The sequence below is a fragment of the Gammaproteobacteria bacterium genome (assembly GCA_033344735.1).
In the GTDB taxonomy this organism is placed as follows: domain Bacteria; phylum Pseudomonadota; class Gammaproteobacteria; order UBA4575; family UBA4575; genus UBA1858.
Window position 1 is genome coordinate 487,660 of the sequence record JAWPMW010000001.1, and the last position, 18,484, is coordinate 506,143.

Here is an 18,484-nt window from a genome sequence, read left to right on the forward strand (position 1 = left end):
TTAATGCTCAATATGCACTCGGCTCAATTGCGGTCATTTCATGCCTGCGTAGAAAGTACCACAAGTTAATATAATAATTATTCCAAGAAAAGCTAATATCAATGCTTCGGTACTGATTATGCCCATCAATGATAGATAAGTAAGTAATATAATAATTAGTGTCAACCCTGACCAATACGGTGCGAATGCCAATAAGCGATGTTTGTGTTTTCTGCGAATACTGAAAATATGAGCAACTACCGTCACTAAAATCGGAACAAGTAAAAGTATAGGATTATTTTTAATTTGTGGAATAAGCAGTATTAGTAAAAATGAAGGAATTAGATACTTTAAGCACCTTTGTTTTGTGCTAATAGCCTTAGTAGTTTGCTCTTGATACTCTGGATCGTTGTATCCATAGGTGTTACGTAACCCATCTTTTGTTCGATTCCACCAATACTTAGTTTCGTCCGACCACGTCATAATTCATATAAGATTTTTATGTTCAATTCTATCTGATTGAATTGGCAATATCTCTAGATTGACGAATGTCTGCTAAGGGTCGGAACCTGTCATATAAATAATATACGTCTGCTTTCGGCGCAATAGCGGTCATTTAGTATCACTCTATATACTCAATTCTTATAATATCGAATTTCAATAACATTTCGATCTGGATCATTTATATAAGATGAACTGACAGCGTGGCCTTGAGCACCAAAAGCATTCTCTCCTCCAGATTGAACTTGAATGCCACTATCCGTTAAGCGCTTACATATTGATGCATATTCGTCTCCACTCACAGATAGACAAACATGATTAATTGGTACGCCACCTGCATCATCACTTCCTGTAAATTTTTTAACTAGTGGTAATAACTCATCACGCTCCATGATATCTAATATAGTGCGGCTATTGATGCGCACGCTGGGGAATTTTGCATTCCCTGAATGAAACTCATTTAATCGTACAGCCTCAAGACCTATTATCTTCATATAAAATTCAAGCGATCTTTCTGCGTTATCTACCCACAGCACAATATGATCAATATCCATATATAAACCTCGTATAATCAATCTTCATTTTACAACATCTATGTCACCTTTCGGCGCAATAGCGGTCATTCAGATTTATCCCAAAACCAACGAAGCAATATCATTGATACTAATAGTGGCACTATGAAATATAAAATCATATGCATATTAGAATTTACCTCAATAATGCTGATTTGTTCTTTGCTCATTTTTTCAAATGGTAAATCTGCAATTGGGTAAAGCCAATTTGTTACATATTGAGAAACAAGTATCGCAAAAATATATCCTAATATGACTGATAAAAACCAGTATCTAACTCTATGAGCAATGTTGTAATTTAAGATTACAAGTATGAAAGTAGTTACAATTATTGGCCACAAAAAAGCAGTCCAGATAAAAATCACACCTTCAACGCCTACATTCAATCTAAATTTCCTATATTTCGCATTAGTTAGTCAGCTTCCGGCGCAAAAGCGGTCATTTGATATGAAAATTAAGATGATTCGAGGCTGCGTAAATACGAAACGATTTCTTTAGCTTTTACCCAATACTCAACAGTGTTAATTTCATTGTCTCCTGATTCAACAAGTTTCTTTTCCAATCCATTTGGTGGAGTAACAAATTCTTCTGGGAATTTTACCGCTTCTTCGTTATTAAACTTAGTCGTCCAGCTAACTTCAAGTGTTGATACTCCATGAAACATCTCATGTAGCTCTGGAATATGCTTATTACATTTCTTAAAGTGCTCTTGTTTTGCATTCATTTGCACGCTATTTGAACTAGCTACTGGCTCATAAATCGAATCTTTTTTGGATAGGAATACCAAATAAACCCCACCTAGTTTTCTACCAGAATATGGTCCAAATTTAAGTATAGAGTCCTTATCTACATCACCTTTCAGTGGTTCTAGGACACGTGATTGATACTCTGATGCACATAAGTACTTATCTTCAATTTCAATCTGTTTTCCTTGAGTGATTTCTATAATTGCAACTACTTCTGCATTCTCATACAGCTCTTTTATTTCTAATTGAGGAAGCGTCGTTGATCTAACTGAAATAGAAATCAGAAGGATACTTATGAATACTAGGTACTTAAACATCGTAAAATTATACCATTGTCTGAATGTCCGCTAAGGGTCGTTAGCAGACATTAAAATCTATTGTAAATCAGTATATTTGATTTTGCTAATATATAGTATGTTCTAATGACCGCTTTCGACCCAAAGCGGACACTAGGGTTAAGAGTACTTTTACTTAATTTGCTTATTTAACATTCATGCTGTAACTGTTACAGTTTTCAATAATATGGACAGATAAATATGGTTTTGCTAATAATGATATTTGAAACAAAGCTAACCGTTTAGTAACTATTAGGCATTTAATAATATTAAGTTAATACTTAAGATCAGTTTGTTAGGTGATAAAAATGAAAATAATATCTTGTTTAGCTTTTTTGTTGTTTTTATATTCTTCTTGTGTTTCTGCAGAAATAGACATTCTCCAACCAACCCAAAACCCAGAAGCAGTCTATAGATTATTTAATACAAAAAATACATACACTTTATTAGAGCTGAACACTCGTACGGGACAAATATGGCAAGTGCAATGGGGTTCAACTAGCGAAAGATTTACCACACCTCTTAATGAGGAGCCAATTGTACTTGATGGAAAACCAGGGCGTTTTACTCTACACCCAACGGCTAATATTTATACTTTTATACTCATAGATCAAGTAAACGGTAAAACGTGGCATGTGCAATGGGGTGGCAAAGAAGATAGGTTTAGATACCTAATCGAATAATTTATATTATTTGACTATTCAAGTACACCTAACAAATCACTAAAGCAAGACACACGTTAATGACCGCTATTGCGCCGGAAGCTGCCAATTAGTTAATGATTGGAAAAAAAGAAAATGGCAACAATCAATAAATATGCAATAACTAGAATTTTACTTGGCTTGGTTTTTATTGGGGCGGGGATATTCTCAATATCATCTGGTACAATTTCACTTTCACTAATGACGTATAATTTATTTGAGTTAACTAACATAGTTGGTTTTACGTTAATAGTATTTGGCGTATTTATAATTATACGTGCATTTGTAAAATACTGAATGACCGCTATTGAGCCGAAAGGTGACGAAGCTTAAGAAAGAGATACTTATGAGAATATTAGACGTAGATACAGATCGAGCAGTTCTTCAAGCACAGCTTTACTTTACAGAAAATGAGGCAAGGCAATTAGTCACGGATTTGCAATCTCTTTTGGCTGATCCAGATTCAATTAAGCACCATCACTTATTCTCAGACGATAGTGGATGTGAGATCTCTTACTCTTTGATTACGCCGACCAAGCTAGAGAACATTTCTAGCTACACAAGTCGAGAGCAAAAACTGCTGTCGAAGCACAAATGAATGACCGCTATTGCGCCGATAAGCGACGTATAAATAATGAAAATATTCTTAATAGCAATATTGATTTTAATCCCTACTTTGGTGAGCGGGCATGAGTCAGCATTTTTTGAAAAACAAACTGAGTTATGGGAGCAATTAAGTTCAATGCCACCATATCCTTCTCGTAAAGATGGTCCTTCATACTCCGTGAAAGACAAACTACGGTATGTAAACATCTCTGATGAAGAAGTTCGGCAAATACAAGCTAAAGCCTTAGAACTTAACCCTGGTATGACTGTAAATATAGGAGGTGTAACTGTAGGGTGTCCATGCGAGGATGGCCCAAACTGTAAAGATCAAGTCTGGGTTGTTACGTCTACATCGGTTAATAGTATTGGTTTAATGTATTCAAAGATAGATGGGAGTTGGGTAATAGGACCAGTACAAAGTTGGTGGATGCAGTACGAAATGTTATTTGGAAAAATTGATAGTCCAAAAAGCTGGGGGAAATCAATTGATTGGTATAAGCAAAATGAAGATAGCCTCACAAAGCTATATGACTCCAAGCCAAGCTGTTTATCTGATAATACCGACTCTATCGAATGACCGCTTTTGCGCCGAAAGCGGACAACAGCCTTAACGAAACTAATATTATGAATTTTATGGAAGTAGCATAAGTGTTAAAGAAAATCGCATTAATATATGTGTTGATAGAATTAACAAGTAAAGCATATATAATTTATAGAGCAATTAATGAAGAATTATTCTATAAAGCGATCAATGAAAATTTAGCTCATCCTCTTATGCCTTTTCTAAGTTGGGGAATTAGCATTGCAGGTTTGGTCGCAGTATTGGGTTATGCGTTAAATAAACAATTATTGAATCCGATAATTTGGAAAATTCTGCTTATCGCATTTTTGCTATTGCGACTTATTGAACTTATGCCAAATGGATTATTTGTTTCAACCGCCTCTTTAAGTGCAAATATATATGTCGGTTTACGCTATCTATGGTTAGTAGTGCCAAGTATTGCAGCAATGTGGTACCTAGGATTTAAATTTGAACAAAACAAGATGTAATATGGGAATCGTTGAATGACTGCTATTGCGCCGGAAAGCGACATATTTCGGTAAAGGAATATAATGCAAAATTATATTATCAAACTTAAAAATCTAACAGTATTATTCCTGGCTTTAATATTTAGTACTTGTGTACTTGCGGAAAGTATAAAGATATTAATTTTTGATGGCAGTTTATTGATACCAAATCACTACGTTCTTAATAATGAGGAATTAGATAACCATACTTTTATATCAGTGAATAATGATGATTCAAGCAAATCAACAGGCAGAATTACAACTGGATTAATCAATGATATTACAGATTTTTCAGAGAAATCTCCCTTCAGGATAGTAAAACGAGATAAAATTTGTAATCTAAATATTCTTCACTTCGTTAACAAGCAAGATACCCCGTTACCAGGAAAGGTGGGTTATGTCCTTATGCATGATGAAAAAGAATACATCAGAGTCTTCGATGATAATCTTAATGTCTGGCGGCATATCCTAAACTCCTATTGCGACTCAGTTGACATAAAATATGAAGCTGCAAACCAAAATAAAAATTTACTGCAGTAACTCGCCTAATAGAAATACGATATATAGTTTTGCTACCAATAGAGATAAAATAGATAAATGACCGCTTTTGCGCCGAAAGCAGACGTGTTTTTTAATTTAGCTATAAATGGCTGGTATTGATGAAATCAACATCGCGTTATATATTCTTGAGGAATAATCATGCTTTCTGCTGGTGATGAAATATCAGCTATTCATACCATAACACCGTTATGGATGAGAAATATGATTCCGTTCTGGGCTATGTTGATACCAATATATTTAACACATGCTGAGAATATATTGGTAATAGTCACTACAGGAATCGCCACATCATTAACTCTTCTATTAATAGCTAAAAAATATTTTCGAAAGTATAACTATAAAATTATTGATTTCGGATTTGAGTGGTGTGCATATAATTTAGGTTTGGTGTTTTTTGTTTATCTGACTTGCCTGAATATCGACAATATAAAGTTTTTCATAGCGTATTTATTTGTGCCTACAATAATGGCTTCTATTTATATAATGTTAGATAAAACTTTATTAGCTAATGTTCTTGATAAATCAAATAAAATAACACATGACTAGTAAAACGATTGCGGAGATAAGCAAAGAATCGCTAATTGACTTTTCTTTGTCAAATGTCCGCTTTTGCGCCGATAGCAGACATGAAGACTGCTATCAGAGATTTTTAACTATGCTTCAGTTTGTTCTGCCATTTCAAGAGCATCATCAACTTCTATCCCTAAATATCTAATTGTATTCTCAAGTTTTGTATGTCCAAGAAGTAATTGAATTGCGCGCAAATTTTTTGTTCTACGATAAATTAATGATGCCTTCGTTCTTCTCAAAGAGTGCGTACCATAAATCATAGGGTTTAATCCAATACTATGTATCCATTGATCAACTAAGCGGGAATATAGTCGAGTAGATAGGTGAGATCTTTTGTTTATTCTGCTTGGAAATACATAGCATTCGTGGGTTAGTTTTGCATGTTTTACCCAACTTAAAGCGGAGTGTCTCGTTTGCTCTGTCAGTTCAAATTGGACTGGCTTCATCGTCTTTTGTTGCATTATCATTGCTCGATCAGTTATCTTTTCTCCATGATATATGTCGCTCACTCGTAATTTTACTAAATCACAAGCTCTTAATTTGCTATCAATTGCTAAATTAAATAATGCTAACTCACGAATTTGATTGGCAATTTGCAAGCGAATACGAATATTCCATACTTCCTTAAGTTTTAGAGGCGGTTTTTGCCCTACCAACTTACCTTTATTCCAAGGTTCATATTGTCGATTTTTGCATAAATATAGATACATAGTTCAGCCTTATTTTTCATTAATAGACTATGTATTTTCAATCAATCTCCATGATAAGTGATAACCTCTTATAACAGTTGCGATAACTATTGATCTCACCATCAACAAGCCAAGCTAGGCAATAAATATAATATTCAGGCTAAAAAATTTATAAGTTGTTTAATTTTGATAATTTTTTAATTCTTTTAAGAAAGTACTTATGTAAATCAGAATGATTGTATTCAAGATCTTCCTCGTAAAGAATGTCTAAATAAGCTGCCTTTTGTTGATGCGATAGACCCGTTCCATAATTTTCAGAGTAGTCATCAAGCGATTCTAGAATTACCGCGATTATATTTGTTTCAAGGTCTCTAGAATTATGAGTGCGTTCCATGCTTCCAACTCCAAATATTAACCACTCGGCTTCAATATTTAGTTTCTCGCAAAGTAATAAAATTTTTGACGCAGACGCATTAAGAATTTTTTCACCAACTGACCAAGAATGTGCAGTCGGCTTAGCTATGTCTAATTGATTTGCTATCGATGTGTAATCTTCTCCAGCTCTATCCAGTGCATGATCATATCGTTTTGCCGCATCAGATTGAAATTTCTTATTGTGAGTCATTATTTTAAATATTCAATATAATAGTCGCTATAAGGTTAATAAAGCATATATTATTTGTTATAGTAGAAATATATAGTAAATTATCTATATAAATAGACAATGAATAGTATACAGGCAAATTGGCCAAGATCAAGGATCAGTCTTAATGCTAGATATTGTTAATTAAACTGCATGGATAGATCCACGTCGCAAGGAGGCGACATTTTAATGAAGATAAATGAGTGTCCACAGTACGAAAGTTGTAACGCACCCATTTGCCCACTAGATGAGAATTGTCTCAATAGTACTCATCTCGAAGGTGAAGCAGTGTGTTTGTACTTGAGAGAGTACTCAAAACTTGCAACCAGAGACGATCTAAGGGGGGTTATATCGAAAGAACATTATCAAGTTATAGATAATGCTTACCCAAATGTATCAGAACGATATAACTATATAAAAAAAGCATTAGCAAGATCTGCAAATAATCCTTCCAAGCTTAAATTAGATAGTAAGAGGAGTGTGAACTAATGGGTAGATGCAAAGTTTGTGATGATAGTATGGTGAAAATTCCTGAGGGAAAATACAAAGTACAGTTTGTAGAATATGAAACAAAAGTCTTAATTGCACCTAAAGCAATATGTACATTTCGTATTATCCAGCCAGGTGAATATTTAGAAACCAAGTTATCTAGACACTACAATGTGCTTAATCATATTGGTAGGCCATCAATCAATGGAGATTTTCAGTCAGGGCGTAAGAGCGATTTAGTTCGTGAATACTTCACTATATTTGGAGACAATGCTGATATAGATAATATTGATCTAAATAAGTATCGGGAAATAATAGTAATTGGAAAAGTACATACAGTTACAAAAAGCTCAGACAAAAAGGAGATACACCAAGCTCTCCAATACAGTGTGATTAGTGAGCTTATGCCAATTGAACAAGACATTATTAGTGCTGATCGAATAGAGGCAGATATGGATTTAGCTGTTCAAGTAGATCCAAAGCCATGGTCTCCATGGAGTGGAACAGATGAGTAATATTAATCATGTGATAGTTTCAGTAATTGTTATAGATATTGTTAAGGTTGCTCTCAAAGCAACCGTAATTGTTATTCCTCTAGTTAATGTTATAGCTATTCTTACACCTATACCTACACCTAGTAAAATCGATGTGAAATTCAGGTACACATCGATAATAAATATGGTTGTAGAAATTCCATTTAGTCTAATGATTGACTAAATGGGTGATGAAACGATTAATGTTAAGCAGGCTGCTGATCTCTTGCACGTTCATGAGGAAACGGCAAGAGACTTGGCGCGTCAAGGTCAGATACCTGCAGCTAAGTTTGGTCGTTCCTGGGTATTTATCAAGCAAGACCTTCTCGATGCGATTCGGTCTCGCTATACTATCCAAGACGATCGCTGTCGGGTGTTTGAAATAGGAGATATTCGATGGTTAGAAAACGAAACAAGGTCTGGCATATCGACTTCCAATTCAATGGAAGACGAATACGCCAATCTGCTCAAACGACAGTAAAGAAGGAGGCAGAAAAACTCGAGCACAAGTTGCGCACACAATTGTACTCTCAAGCGGTAATGGGTGATCAACCGCGGCGTTCCTGGCAAGAAGCGGTGATTCGTTACAGTCGGGAAGCCCAATCCAAACGTACCTGGAAAGACATTCAGCGTCATTTGATCTATTTTGATACAAAATTAGGTCAGCTGTATCTCGATCAAATCAATAATGATGTGATTGAGGCGATCATTGATGAGAAGCTGAGTGAAGGCGTTACAGGAGCGACGGTCAATCGTTACACGACGACGTTGAAAACAGTGTTGCGTAAGGCTTATCTTCAGTACGAATGGATACAACGCGTGCCTGCGATTCGATCATTACCTGAATCAAAAGGTCGCTTGCGGTGGTTAACAACACAAGAGTATGAACGTTTGATAGCAGTGCTGCCTGAACATGCCGCATTGGTCGTAAGATTTGCGGTGCATACAGGACTGCGATCCGCCAACATCTTTAAACTGTCATGGGATCAAATTGATTTGGAGCGAAAAGTGGCCTGGATCCATGCTGACCAGCATAAAAATGGTCGTGCACGGTCTGTACCATTAAATTCTGAGGCAATGGCTGTCTTGGAGGCCATCAATCAAGGACCCCATCACATAAAAGCGGTGTTTACCTATCAAGGTCATCCCATCAGTACGATAAGGACAACCTTAAAAAATGCCTGTGAGTCACTTGGATTGGAGGAAGTGACATTTCATACATTTCGGCATACGTATGCGAGTTGGTTAGTGCAACAAGAAGTACCTTTGAGGACAATCCAAGAATTGGGTGGATGGTGTAGTGTAGATATGGTACAACGCTATGCGCATCTAGCAGGTGACGACTTGCAGGCCTATCAAGAACGTTTAGTCGGCCGGCACAAAACTGTCACAAACCCATTAACTGGAACTAGAAATAACATTCATTAGATGTTATAAAACGTTGATATATAAAGACTTGGAGAGGTGGCAGAGTGGTCGAATGCGGCGGTCTTGAAAACCGTTGACGGGTTAAACCGTCCGGGGGTTCGAATCCCTCCCTCTCCGCCAGATAACTATATGGTCTCTTTTTCAAGAAACTTTTCTGTGCCTTAAATTTATTAAAAATTATTATATTTCTGGATCTTTTTCACAGTAATAAAAAGATTATTTGTGTAAATTATGTGTCAATGGAGAGGTGGCAGAGTGGCCTATTGCGGCGGTCTTCAAGACAGCTGTCGGGTTAAACCGACCGGGGGTTCGAATCCTTCTCTCTCCGCCAAATTTATATCAAGCCCCTCATTGTAGGGGCTTTTTTGTGTCTGCTATTGATTCATAATGACTCAATCCTAAACAAATATACAATTTCTCCATGTTATTTAATTTTGATAATACATACGCAAAGCAATTAGAAGGGTTTTATAGTTCGTGCCAAAGTGCAGTTATCCCTTCACCAAAGCTTATTAAGCTAAATGGTGACCTTGCTGCACAGCTCAATTTAAATCTAGATAGTTCAACATTAATAGAACAACTGAAAATATTCTCTGGCAACGAATTGCCTCAAGAGTCTTCGCCTTTAGCTCAAGTATATGCTGGGCATCAGTTTGGAGGATTCTCTCCTCAGCTTGGTGATGGGCGAGCACTATTATTAGGTGAGGTGCTGGATAAGAATGGAAAACGATTTGATATTCAATTAAAAGGTTCTGGTCGCACGCCATACTCACGAGGCGGTGATGGTAAAGCGGGAGTAGGGCCGGTATTACGTGAATATATTTTAAGTGAAGCGATGCATGCGCTAGGTATTCCAACGACACGTGCATTGGCAGCTGTTGCTACAGGTGAAATGATAATGCGTGAAAGGCCGATTCCAGGTGCGGTCTTAACTAGAGTAGCATCAAGTCATATTCGTATTGGTACATTTCAATTTTTTGCTTCGCGTGGAGAAGTAGATAAAGTTCGCCAACTTGCAGATTATACAATTGCGCGTCATTACCCAGAGATAATGCAGTCTGATAATCCATATTTGAAATTATTAGAAAAAGTGTGCGACTCTCAAGCATTGTTAGTATGTAAATGGATGTTAATTGGATTTGTGCATGGCGTGATGAATACAGACAACATGACTGTTTCTGGTGAAACAATTGATTATGGACCATGTGCATTCATAGATAGTTATAATCCTGAAGCAGTATATAGCTCTATTGATAAACAAGGTCGCTATGCATTTCAAAATCAACCGCCGATAGCACAATGGAATCTAGCCCGATTGGCTGAAACTTTATTGCCATTAATAAATTCTGATCAAGAACATGGCATTGAGCTAGTAACAAGTGTTTTAAATAAATTTCCAGAGAAGTATTCTGAATATTGGCTAGATGGTATGCGATCTAAATTAGGTTTAAAGAACCCTCAAGAGGGGGACATGGAAATAATGAATGATTTGCTAGCTCAATTGCATGAAAACGAAGTGGATTATACTAACTTCTTCCGTGAGTTGGCGGATGTGCTTCTAGATAATAGAAAGGCTGTGCATAAAAACTTCACGGACATTATGAGATTTGAACAATGGCTAGTTCGTTGGAAAGATCGATTGTCTGATGAGAGTATTATTGCTGAAGAAAGTGTTCAGTTAATGAATCAAGTGAATCCAATTTATATTCCTCGTAATCATAAAGTTGAAGAAGCTATTGAAGCGGCAATATTAAATGAGGATTATTCAAAATTTGAAATGCTTTTAGAGGTGTTAAGTCAGCCATATTTTGTACAGTCCGGTAAAAATGAATATTCTCAACCTGCACCTAAAGAATTTGGTATCTATAAAACTTTTTGTGGTACTTGAGTATTCTAATAAATAGAACCGCTGTTTAATTTAATTACTGTTTTTTTATAATTTCCTCTTTTATAAGTTAAATAATCCAACTATAAAATACCTTATATTTTAAGTGGTTTATTTAATTTTCAAGATTGCTGTTAATCTAGATGATTATATTGCCAGTCAAAGTTTAAATAGTTAAATCTCTTTGCAAGCAATATCGATAAACTATGATTCTAAGCTTATATAAAGGTTTATTTCGGCTTTAATCGTTAATCTTGCAATCTAGAGATACTTAATCAATAAACACCGATACTAGTGGAATTAAGGCGGTTTAAGGGGCTATAAATATTTATTGACAGTAAATGAATTTTATTGATAATAAATTTAACATACATGGAGTGAATCTAACCTCGCTTGAACATTATGGGTGGTTTTATTTGCCTCTTTATATCAATGTTAAATTCAAAAGGTAGCCGTAATGAGTAAAAGCGTAAGAGAATTAGCTGAGAGATTTTATGAATTAGTCAATAGCGGAGGAGATTTATCCGAAGTGCTATCTGATGATTTTGTATTTGGAATAATGCCAGGTTTTCCATATGGGGGCGATCAAAATGGCTTGGCTGCTTCGTTAGAATTTTTTGATAAACTGGGTAAACATTTTGATTTTTGGGAAGTCATTCCGCAGAAGTACATTGAAATCGATGACACTAATATTGCTGTTCAAGGTTTGTATCGCACGAAGGCGACTGAATCTAGGAAAGATGTTGAATTGCAAACTGTTCATTTCTGGACATGCTCAAATGGCAAGTTGAATACTTACAAACATTATTGTGATACGGCGATGCTATGCGAACCGTTAAACTATTCAATTCCACACTAAGATAATAATAAAATCTTATTTATGTTGTAAAAGTTTTATATGTTTGTGTGCTGTAAATGCCTTTAATGACTAACTACGAGAAAGGTAGTGACAAAAATTAGAACTGCTGAAATTAATGATATACCTCAGTTATGTACACTTCTTCAAATTCTTTTTAATCAAGAGTTAGAGTTTGCACCAAATGAAAAGTTACAAATAGCAGGTCTGAGTGAGATTATTAATAACCCTGAAGTGGGCGATATTGTTATAGCGACAGAAAATTCTATAGTAGTAGGAATGGTTAATTTGCTTTATACAATATCGACGGCTGTTGGTGGTGTAGTGGTAATTCTTGAAGATATGGTAGTTAGTCCGACTGTGCAAGGTAGAGGTATAGGATCTAAGTTGATTGATTATTCATTTGAATTAGCTAAAAGCAAAGGTTGTCGTAGAATCACATTGCTGACAGATATTGATAACGAAATTGCGCATCGCTTTTATAAAAAGCATGGATTTAATCAATCTTCGATGGCGGTATTTCGAAAATCATTATCATAAATTAATATTCATAGTGATGAATGATGCTAACAATCATGTTTTTATCTATGGGACGTTAAAGCGGGGATATAGAAATCATAAGGATTATCTAAAATTCGAGAAATATCTCGGTGAATATCGCACTGTAGATTGCTATCCGTTGGTTATTGCTAATGAATGGTATGCACCGGTGCTCCTACAGGAAAAGGGCATAGGTCATCAAGTGGTGGGCGAACTTTACTCTGTCGATGATATAAAACTTACTGAACTAGATAAATTAGAACGCACGCATCACATTAGAGGCTACAAACGTATATTAATCGCTATTCAGAATATTATAAATGACGAATATGTTGAGGCATATACCTATATGAATGAACGAAAAAATCTTAAACATGTTGGTTCGGAGTATATGCCTAAGTACACTGATAGTCGCTATATTCCCCTTAATGAGAGATAGTATTTTTGATTAAGCTTGAGTTATAGAATATTGTGTAGATTTTGAATCATTGGAAGTAATTACATCTAGTAATTGCTGTGCAGTTGAGTGTAACAAGTTTGTAGAGATTGCTTCATTCCCTTGAAGTATAAATAAGCATGACTTAGTTTTGTTTGATGTTTTAGTCTTTTCGCACTGTCTACAATCAAGCCGACAAATAACTTCATTTTCGTCTAAGTAACAATACTCTCCGCTATTAATAGTTTGCGACTGATCTTTACCTAATGGAATAAAATGTTCGTCTCCTTTTGTAAGTCTAAGCTCCACGTTGCCAATGATATTCGCTAGGTCATGCGCGCCAATGGATATTTTGTTCTTAATAGAAATATAATTGTAAGTATCGACAATTGGGTTAATGGATCTTAATGATTTATGTTTCAATAGAATTTTAATGATACTTTCTGGGGAGGCTGTGAGTAATTTATCTGTCACACCAACCTTGTTGTGTAATTTTTTATAGCCAACAATATTGTGATTATTATCGAAATCATTGAGCGTGTATTTTTCTGAGAAAATTTTATAATAGTCATCGATTTCATTTTTCAATGCTTGAGTGAAAAATGAGTTATCTATTGAAGTGACGGATAAGAAAATGACATTAATGCCTAGCGCAGATACTTCTTCAGAAACCTTGAAATTCATTACAAAAAGACGTGTAGAAGATAAGGCTAGATTATAGGAAATGTATTCATTTCTAAGCTTAAAGAATAAAGCATTATTATTCCTATTAAAAAAGCAATCGCACCGATGCCAATATTATTATAGCGTATGGGGAATATACGAATTTTATTTTGAAGGGGCACACTCATTAAGATTGAGAGTAATGCCATGCTCACGATCAATAAAAAGCTAAATATGGCTATATAGGTAAATTTCCAAGAAATTGAATCTATTTTTGTAGTGATAATTGCAATGATTACGCCCGAACCAGCAGCCCCATACAATAAACCAATAAAAAATGATTTAAATGACAGCGTGTTCTCTTGGCATGTCTTCCAGGATGAGTGTGCAGCAGCGATCATTATCTTCTACTATTTTTTAATGTAATGGTAGATTATGCCGCCAATAATAAACAATGCTAAAAAGTACTCAATGCCTGAATGGCTATGAAAGATAGATGTATGTCCCGAATGAGAATGTGCTGGTGTAGTAATAAACGGTAGTGTTAAAGAAAGGCAAATATATGTTAATTTAATGTTCATAATTTTCTCCTAGAAATATTTTATATCTTCAAGTATTTATCGATTAATTGATCGTCTAACTTATTCGTGGCGCCTTGTTTTGCAGTTGCTTTAGTAGAGTTAGATTGTGAGGATAATATAAGTACGGCTGCCATATGGTCAGTTTCCAATGCATGGCGTATACCGATAGTAATAACAAGAATTAATAAGATAGCCATATAAATTTATTTTTCTATTTTCGTCTTATTTTTGGTTTTATATTGACGAGAGTTTCTCTTATTATCATCCATGATTGAATCATAGTTTTCTTTAGCGCAACACCGTCCGGCGCTAGATACTTGATTATGATTCCACAGTTATTAGGTAATAGCGTTGCGCCACCATAGATGTCATTACTATTCTGCATTAATATCTGTAGAGATGTTAGTAATGAATTATCTATAATGTTGCGGTCTATTACTGAGATTGTTCCCATGCTTATGTGCTTACGATGATTGTGGGCAAAATTTCCTGGATTCGCTAAATATACGTCTTTTGTCAGAAGCTCGTTATCTTCCGAATAAATACATAAGCTACTTTCATATTGCCTAAATAAATCTTCTTCATCATTTAGGAAGTGTAATAGAAAAGCATCCGCAACTACGACTGTACTTGTTCTATCTATATGTACATTAATGTTGGAGCGTAAACTTGAGTCTGGGAATAAAATCAGGGGATCTGAAACATATTCTGTATAAGCATAATCTGATGCATTTATATTTATATTTTGATGTGCCATGCCATTTGGCATGCTATGAACAATAGTGGAAGCTTGTGTTGTAACATGGCTGTTTGACTTTGCTCTTGCAATCACATCAGTAGACAAGTTTTCATTTTCATAGATGCCTCCTGAAGCGGATTGAATATAGACACTTGCCATACCATATGGGTCGTTTTCATAATATTGTGTTCTGCAAATATGAAACGGATATGAAGCATATTGATTCTGAAGATAAGTTTTACCTTCGATATCGTTTGCAAACTGTAGTGCTAATTTACTCATAATATAATTTAAGTTTAGCTAAAAAGGACGTTGTTAATAATATGTTCTGCGACTTCTTCTATTCCTTCTCCCGTTTTGCAATTGGTTAGTACGAGTGGCTTGTTATTTCTTACTTCTGTACCTTCTTTTACCATTAAATCAATATTTGCTCCTACATAAGGTGCAATATCAATTTTGTTGATTACCAATAGATCTGATTGAATAATCCCGGGCCCCCGTTTACGTGGAATGTCGTCACCTTCAGCTGTATCTATCACAAACATCCAATAATCAACTAGATCTAATGAAAAGGTCGAGGCAAGATTGTCTCCTCCACTTTCAATGATAATAAGATCAAGGTCGTTGAATTTGTGTTGTAGATTATCGGCGGCTTGTATGTTGAGTGTTGGGTCTTCACGAATCACCGTATGTGGACAAGCACCGGCTTCCACTGCAACTACGAATTCTGGAGCAAGCAACCCTGACTGTTGTAAACGTATAGCATCTTCTTGTGTGACTAAATCATTAGTGACAATTGCAATTTTATTGCCCCTTTTAATGAAATAAGGAATTAGTTGTTCTATCAATGCGGTTTTACCTGAACCGACTGGACCACCAATTCCTACACGTGCAGCGCCATTTTGTGTTGTAGATGTATTCATCTCAACATGTACCTTTGTGCTAATGGTAAAGTCTCAGCAGGTTCACATGTTGCGAGTTCACCATCGACATAGACATCAAAGGTTTGTGGGTTAACAGTCACTTTAGGGCAACTGTCATTATGTAACATATTACTTTTGTTTAGCTTGCGCGTACCATGAGCTGCTAAATTTTGTTTCTGTAATTGTAATTTTTCACCTATATTATTGTTTACTGCTGTCTGATTAACAAAATTGACACTGAGATTTTGTTTGGCGTTTCCAAATGCTCCCCATTGTGGTCGCATGGCAAGAGGTTCACATGTCATCAGAGATGCTGCACTATCACCCATTGCTGACCAGACAATAAATCCACCTTTGATTATTAGTTCTGGTTTGATCCCAAAAAATTCTGGCTTCCATAAAACAATATCAGCAATTTTCCCATCTTCTAAAGAACCGATGTGCTCCTCGATTCCAAAAGTCCGTGCTGCATTGATTGTATATTTGGCGATATAACGTTTTATTCTCTCGTTGTCGCCCATCTTGGTTTTTTCTTCATCAAGCCGACCGCGTTGATCTTTCATTTTGCTAGCTAATTGCCAGGTTCTACAAATGACTTCTCCAATGCGTCCCATACCTTGACTGTCAGAACCGAGCATAGAAATAGCGCCTAGATCATGCATCACATCTTCAGCAGCAATAGTTTGTGCACGTATTCTACTTTCGGCGAAAGCAACATCTTCTGGTATTGCTGGATTTAAATGATGGCAAACCATTGTCATGTCTAGATGTTCATCAAAGGTGTTGACTGTGTATGGATTGGTTGGGTTTGTAGAAGAGGGTAGGCAGTTAGATTCTCCTGCCACTCTAATAATGTCAGGAGCATGCCCGCCACCAGCACCTTCAGTATGGTACATATGGATAGTGCGACCATTTATTGCAGCAAGTGTGTGCTCAACAAAGCCACTTTCATTGAGTGTGTCGGTGTGCAGTTGCACTTGAAAATCTAATTCATCAGCCACTGATAAACAGGTGTCTATTACTGCAGGCATAGCACCCCAGTCTTCATGAATTTTTAAACCTAAGCAGCCTCCTGCAAGTTGATCAAGTAAAGATTTTGGTTTTGATGAATTGCCTCGACCTAGAAAACCAAAATTAATTGGCCATTGTTCTGATGCTTGTAGCATCTTGCCTACATTCCATGCGCCACCGCAGTCAATTCCCACAGTTATTGGGCCTAAAGATCCACCAATCATGGTAGTAATGCCAGAGCTTAATGCATGTTCGCATAGTTGGGCACTATCGAAGTGCACATGGACATCAATTCCTCCCGGTGTGGCTATCAGTCCCTCTGCATCACGTACTGTAGTTGCTGCACCACAGACAAGATTCGGGTCTACATTGTCCATAATCGCGGGATTACCCGCTTTTCCAACTCCAGCGATTTTGCCATTCTTAATGCCAATGTCGGCTTTTACAATGCCTAGAACTGGGTCAATTACCACAGCATTGCTTACCAACATATCAAGCGAGCCTGCAGCACTATCGTAGCCAGGAGTTAATCCAAGACCATCGCGTAACGTTTTGCCGCCACCATGTAAACATTCATCACCTAGCACAGCATAGTCATGTTCGACTTCTGCTAATAAAGAAGTATCGCCCAATCTGACTGCATCACCCTTAGTGGGGCCATACATAGTTGCATATTCTTTTCTCGAGAGTTTTATCATTTTTAGGATCCTTTAAAGTGACGAATATTTGCTTCATGCAACGCTTTAGTTTTATTAGTTTTGCTTGATGTTGAGCCATTAGTTAAGCTGTTGAGCCCATATACTTCGCCAGCACCACCAAATACCACTAAATTAACTTCTTTGCTCTCTCCAGGTTCAAATCTGACTGCGGTACCTGCAGGTATGTCTAAATGTTTACCAAATGCACTTTCTCGTTTGAAATCTAAAGCAGGATTGACTTCAAAAAAGTGAAAATGACTACCAATCTGGACTGGTCGATCTCCTGTATTAATCACTTTTAAAGTAGTAGATTTTTTATGCTCGTTTATTGATACATCACCATCACCTGGAATAATTTCTCCAGGAGTCACATCATTTTTACCTTTGGCTTTTTTCTTGCCAGGTCTTATAGGTTCATGCACTGTGACTAACTTTGTACCATCCGGAAATGTGGCTTCAACTTGAAGCATATGCATCATGTCATCGACACCTGGCATTACATCATCTGTATTCAATAGTGTAGATCCGTAACCAATAAGGTCTGCTACAGTACGTCCTTCACGCGCTCCTTCTAAAATTTCATCAGCAATAATTGCAGTCGCTTCAGGATGATTTAAGAGCAGACCTTTTTTCCTTCTTTTTCTGGCTAATTCAGCCGATGTGAAAATAGTTAGACGTTCATATTCTGTGGGAGTTAGTAGCATAAGTGCCTCCAAATTCTTATATAGATC

General features: G+C 36.2%; 28 protein-coding genes and 1 tRNA gene. 16 read left to right on the forward strand and 13 right to left on the reverse strand.

Annotated elements, in window-relative coordinates:
- Positions 1 to 33: 33 nt before the first annotated feature.
- The 4 genes from R8G33_02550 to R8G33_02565 form a co-directional block, all read right to left on the reverse strand.
- Complete coding sequence (locus tag R8G33_02550; GenBank protein ID MDW3094534.1) at positions 34 to 462, reverse strand: hypothetical protein; 429 nt, start codon at positions 460 to 462, stop codon at positions 34 to 36.
- A 152-nt stretch (positions 463 to 614) separates the two neighbouring features.
- Positions 615 to 1,034 (reverse strand): VOC family protein, encoded by a 420-nt coding sequence (locus tag R8G33_02555; protein ID MDW3094535.1) that lies wholly within the window; start codon positions 1,032 to 1,034, stop codon positions 615 to 617.
- A gap of 65 nt (positions 1,035 to 1,099) precedes the next feature.
- Positions 1,100 to 1,438, reverse strand: a complete 339-nt coding sequence (locus R8G33_02560) for a hypothetical protein (protein MDW3094536.1) — start codon at positions 1,436 to 1,438, stop codon at positions 1,100 to 1,102.
- A 68-nt stretch (positions 1,439 to 1,506) separates the two neighbouring features.
- Positions 1,507 to 2,115: a hypothetical protein gene (locus R8G33_02565; protein MDW3094537.1), complete on the reverse strand. Its 609-nt coding sequence runs from the start codon at positions 2,113 to 2,115 to the stop codon at positions 1,507 to 1,509.
- A gap of 326 nt (positions 2,116 to 2,441) precedes the next feature.
- Between R8G33_02565 and R8G33_02570 the strand changes: the two genes are divergently transcribed.
- The 6 genes from R8G33_02570 (at position 2,442) to R8G33_02595 (ending at position 5,615) form a co-directional block, all read left to right on the forward strand.
- The gene (locus R8G33_02570) at positions 2,442 to 2,816 is read left to right on the forward strand and encodes a hypothetical protein (GenBank protein MDW3094538.1); all 375 of its coding nucleotides are present in this window, start codon (positions 2,442 to 2,444) and stop codon (positions 2,814 to 2,816) included.
- Positions 2,817 to 3,180: 364 nt separating this feature from the next.
- A complete protein-coding gene (locus tag R8G33_02575; protein MDW3094539.1) occupies positions 3,181 to 3,432 on the forward strand; it encodes a hypothetical protein in 252 nt (83 codons plus the stop codon).
- Between the two features lie 36 nt (positions 3,433 to 3,468).
- On the forward strand, positions 3,469 to 4,017 hold the full coding sequence (locus tag R8G33_02580) for a hypothetical protein (GenBank protein ID MDW3094540.1): 549 nt from the start codon (positions 3,469 to 3,471) through the stop codon (positions 4,015 to 4,017).
- A gap of 71 nt (positions 4,018 to 4,088) precedes the next feature.
- A complete protein-coding gene (locus tag R8G33_02585; GenBank protein MDW3094541.1) occupies positions 4,089 to 4,490 on the forward strand; it encodes a hypothetical protein in 402 nt (133 codons plus the stop codon).
- Positions 4,491 to 4,553: 63 nt separating this feature from the next.
- Positions 4,554 to 5,048 (forward strand): hypothetical protein, encoded by a 495-nt coding sequence (locus tag R8G33_02590; GenBank protein ID MDW3094542.1) that lies wholly within the window; start codon positions 4,554 to 4,556, stop codon positions 5,046 to 5,048.
- A gap of 159 nt (positions 5,049 to 5,207) precedes the next feature.
- Positions 5,208 to 5,615 carry a hypothetical protein gene (locus R8G33_02595; GenBank protein MDW3094543.1) on the forward strand — a complete coding sequence of 136 codons (408 nt, stop codon included), beginning with the start codon at positions 5,208 to 5,210 and terminating at the stop codon, positions 5,613 to 5,615.
- Between the two features lie 107 nt (positions 5,616 to 5,722).
- Here R8G33_02595 and R8G33_02600 read toward each other — a convergent pair whose 3' ends face one another.
- Both R8G33_02600 and R8G33_02605 read right to left on the reverse strand, forming a co-directional pair.
- Positions 5,723 to 6,349: a tyrosine-type recombinase/integrase gene (locus R8G33_02600; GenBank protein ID MDW3094544.1), complete on the reverse strand. Its 627-nt coding sequence runs from the start codon at positions 6,347 to 6,349 to the stop codon at positions 5,723 to 5,725.
- Between the two features lie 148 nt (positions 6,350 to 6,497).
- On the reverse strand, positions 6,498 to 6,953 hold the full coding sequence (locus R8G33_02605) for a hypothetical protein (GenBank protein ID MDW3094545.1): 456 nt from the start codon (positions 6,951 to 6,953) through the stop codon (positions 6,498 to 6,500).
- Positions 6,954 to 7,160: 207 nt separating this feature from the next.
- On the opposite strand from R8G33_02605, the gene R8G33_02610 reads away from it, so the two are divergent.
- The 10 genes from R8G33_02610 to R8G33_02655 all read left to right on the forward strand — a co-directional run bounded on the left by R8G33_02610 (position 7,161) and on the right by R8G33_02655 (position 13,141).
- Positions 7,161 to 7,460 (forward strand): hypothetical protein, encoded by a 300-nt coding sequence (locus R8G33_02610; GenBank protein ID MDW3094546.1) that lies wholly within the window; start codon positions 7,161 to 7,163, stop codon positions 7,458 to 7,460.
- Positions 7,460 to 7,975 (forward strand): hypothetical protein, encoded by a 516-nt coding sequence (locus R8G33_02615; protein ID MDW3094547.1) that lies wholly within the window; start codon positions 7,460 to 7,462, stop codon positions 7,973 to 7,975. The genes R8G33_02610 and R8G33_02615 overlap by 1 nt, the downstream gene beginning before the upstream one ends.
- A complete protein-coding gene (locus R8G33_02620; protein ID MDW3094548.1) occupies positions 7,968 to 8,177 on the forward strand; it encodes a hypothetical protein in 210 nt (69 codons plus the stop codon). Before R8G33_02615 ends, R8G33_02620 begins: the two co-directional genes overlap by 8 nt.
- A complete protein-coding gene (locus R8G33_02625; GenBank protein MDW3094549.1) occupies positions 8,178 to 8,474 on the forward strand; it encodes a helix-turn-helix domain-containing protein in 297 nt (98 codons plus the stop codon).
- Positions 8,390 to 9,421, forward strand: coding sequence for a tyrosine-type recombinase/integrase (locus tag R8G33_02630; protein MDW3094550.1), 1,032 nt, complete (start codon positions 8,390 to 8,392; stop codon positions 9,419 to 9,421). The genes R8G33_02625 and R8G33_02630 overlap by 85 nt, the downstream gene beginning before the upstream one ends.
- Before the next feature lie 30 nt (positions 9,422 to 9,451).
- Positions 9,452 to 9,541: transfer RNA gene (locus R8G33_02635), tRNA-Ser, on the forward strand.
- Positions 9,542 to 9,842: 301 nt separating this feature from the next.
- A complete protein-coding gene (locus R8G33_02640; protein ID MDW3094551.1) occupies positions 9,843 to 11,309 on the forward strand; it encodes a YdiU family protein in 1,467 nt (488 codons plus the stop codon).
- 454 nt (positions 11,310 to 11,763) lie between these two features.
- On the forward strand, positions 11,764 to 12,165 hold the full coding sequence (locus R8G33_02645) for a hypothetical protein (protein ID MDW3094552.1): 402 nt from the start codon (positions 11,764 to 11,766) through the stop codon (positions 12,163 to 12,165).
- A gap of 87 nt (positions 12,166 to 12,252) precedes the next feature.
- Positions 12,253 to 12,702, forward strand: coding sequence for a GNAT family N-acetyltransferase (locus R8G33_02650; protein ID MDW3094553.1), 450 nt, complete (start codon positions 12,253 to 12,255; stop codon positions 12,700 to 12,702).
- A gap of 16 nt (positions 12,703 to 12,718) precedes the next feature.
- Positions 12,719 to 13,141: a gamma-glutamylcyclotransferase family protein gene (locus R8G33_02655; protein ID MDW3094554.1), complete on the forward strand. Its 423-nt coding sequence runs from the start codon at positions 12,719 to 12,721 to the stop codon at positions 13,139 to 13,141.
- A gap of 9 nt (positions 13,142 to 13,150) precedes the next feature.
- Here R8G33_02655 and R8G33_02660 read toward each other — a convergent pair whose 3' ends face one another.
- The 7 genes from R8G33_02660 to R8G33_02690 form a co-directional block, all read right to left on the reverse strand.
- Positions 13,151 to 13,822: a phenylalanine--tRNA ligase beta subunit-related protein gene (locus R8G33_02660; protein MDW3094555.1), complete on the reverse strand. Its 672-nt coding sequence runs from the start codon at positions 13,820 to 13,822 to the stop codon at positions 13,151 to 13,153.
- Between the two features lie 26 nt (positions 13,823 to 13,848).
- On the reverse strand, positions 13,849 to 14,202 hold the full coding sequence (locus R8G33_02665; GenBank protein ID MDW3094556.1) for a hypothetical protein: 354 nt from the start codon (positions 14,200 to 14,202) through the stop codon (positions 13,849 to 13,851).
- Positions 14,203 to 14,402: 200 nt separating this feature from the next.
- Positions 14,403 to 14,579 carry a hypothetical protein gene (locus tag R8G33_02670; protein ID MDW3094557.1) on the reverse strand — a complete coding sequence of 59 codons (177 nt, stop codon included), beginning with the start codon at positions 14,577 to 14,579 and terminating at the stop codon, positions 14,403 to 14,405.
- Positions 14,580 to 14,593: 14 nt separating this feature from the next.
- A complete protein-coding gene (locus R8G33_02675) occupies positions 14,594 to 15,403 on the reverse strand; it encodes an urease accessory protein UreD (GenBank protein MDW3094558.1) in 810 nt (269 codons plus the stop codon).
- Positions 15,404 to 15,417: 14 nt separating this feature from the next.
- Complete coding sequence (ureG, locus tag R8G33_02680; protein MDW3094559.1) at positions 15,418 to 16,044, reverse strand: urease accessory protein UreG; 627 nt, start codon at positions 16,042 to 16,044, stop codon at positions 15,418 to 15,420.
- Positions 16,041 to 17,753, reverse strand: a complete 1,713-nt coding sequence (gene ureC, locus R8G33_02685) for an urease subunit alpha (GenBank protein MDW3094560.1) — start codon at positions 17,751 to 17,753, stop codon at positions 16,041 to 16,043. The genes ureG and ureC overlap by 4 nt, the downstream gene beginning before the upstream one ends.
- Before the next feature lie 2 nt (positions 17,754 to 17,755).
- On the reverse strand, positions 17,756 to 18,457 hold the full coding sequence (locus R8G33_02690) for an urease subunit gamma (GenBank protein ID MDW3094561.1): 702 nt from the start codon (positions 18,455 to 18,457) through the stop codon (positions 17,756 to 17,758).
- Positions 18,458 to 18,484: the final 27 nt, after the last annotated feature.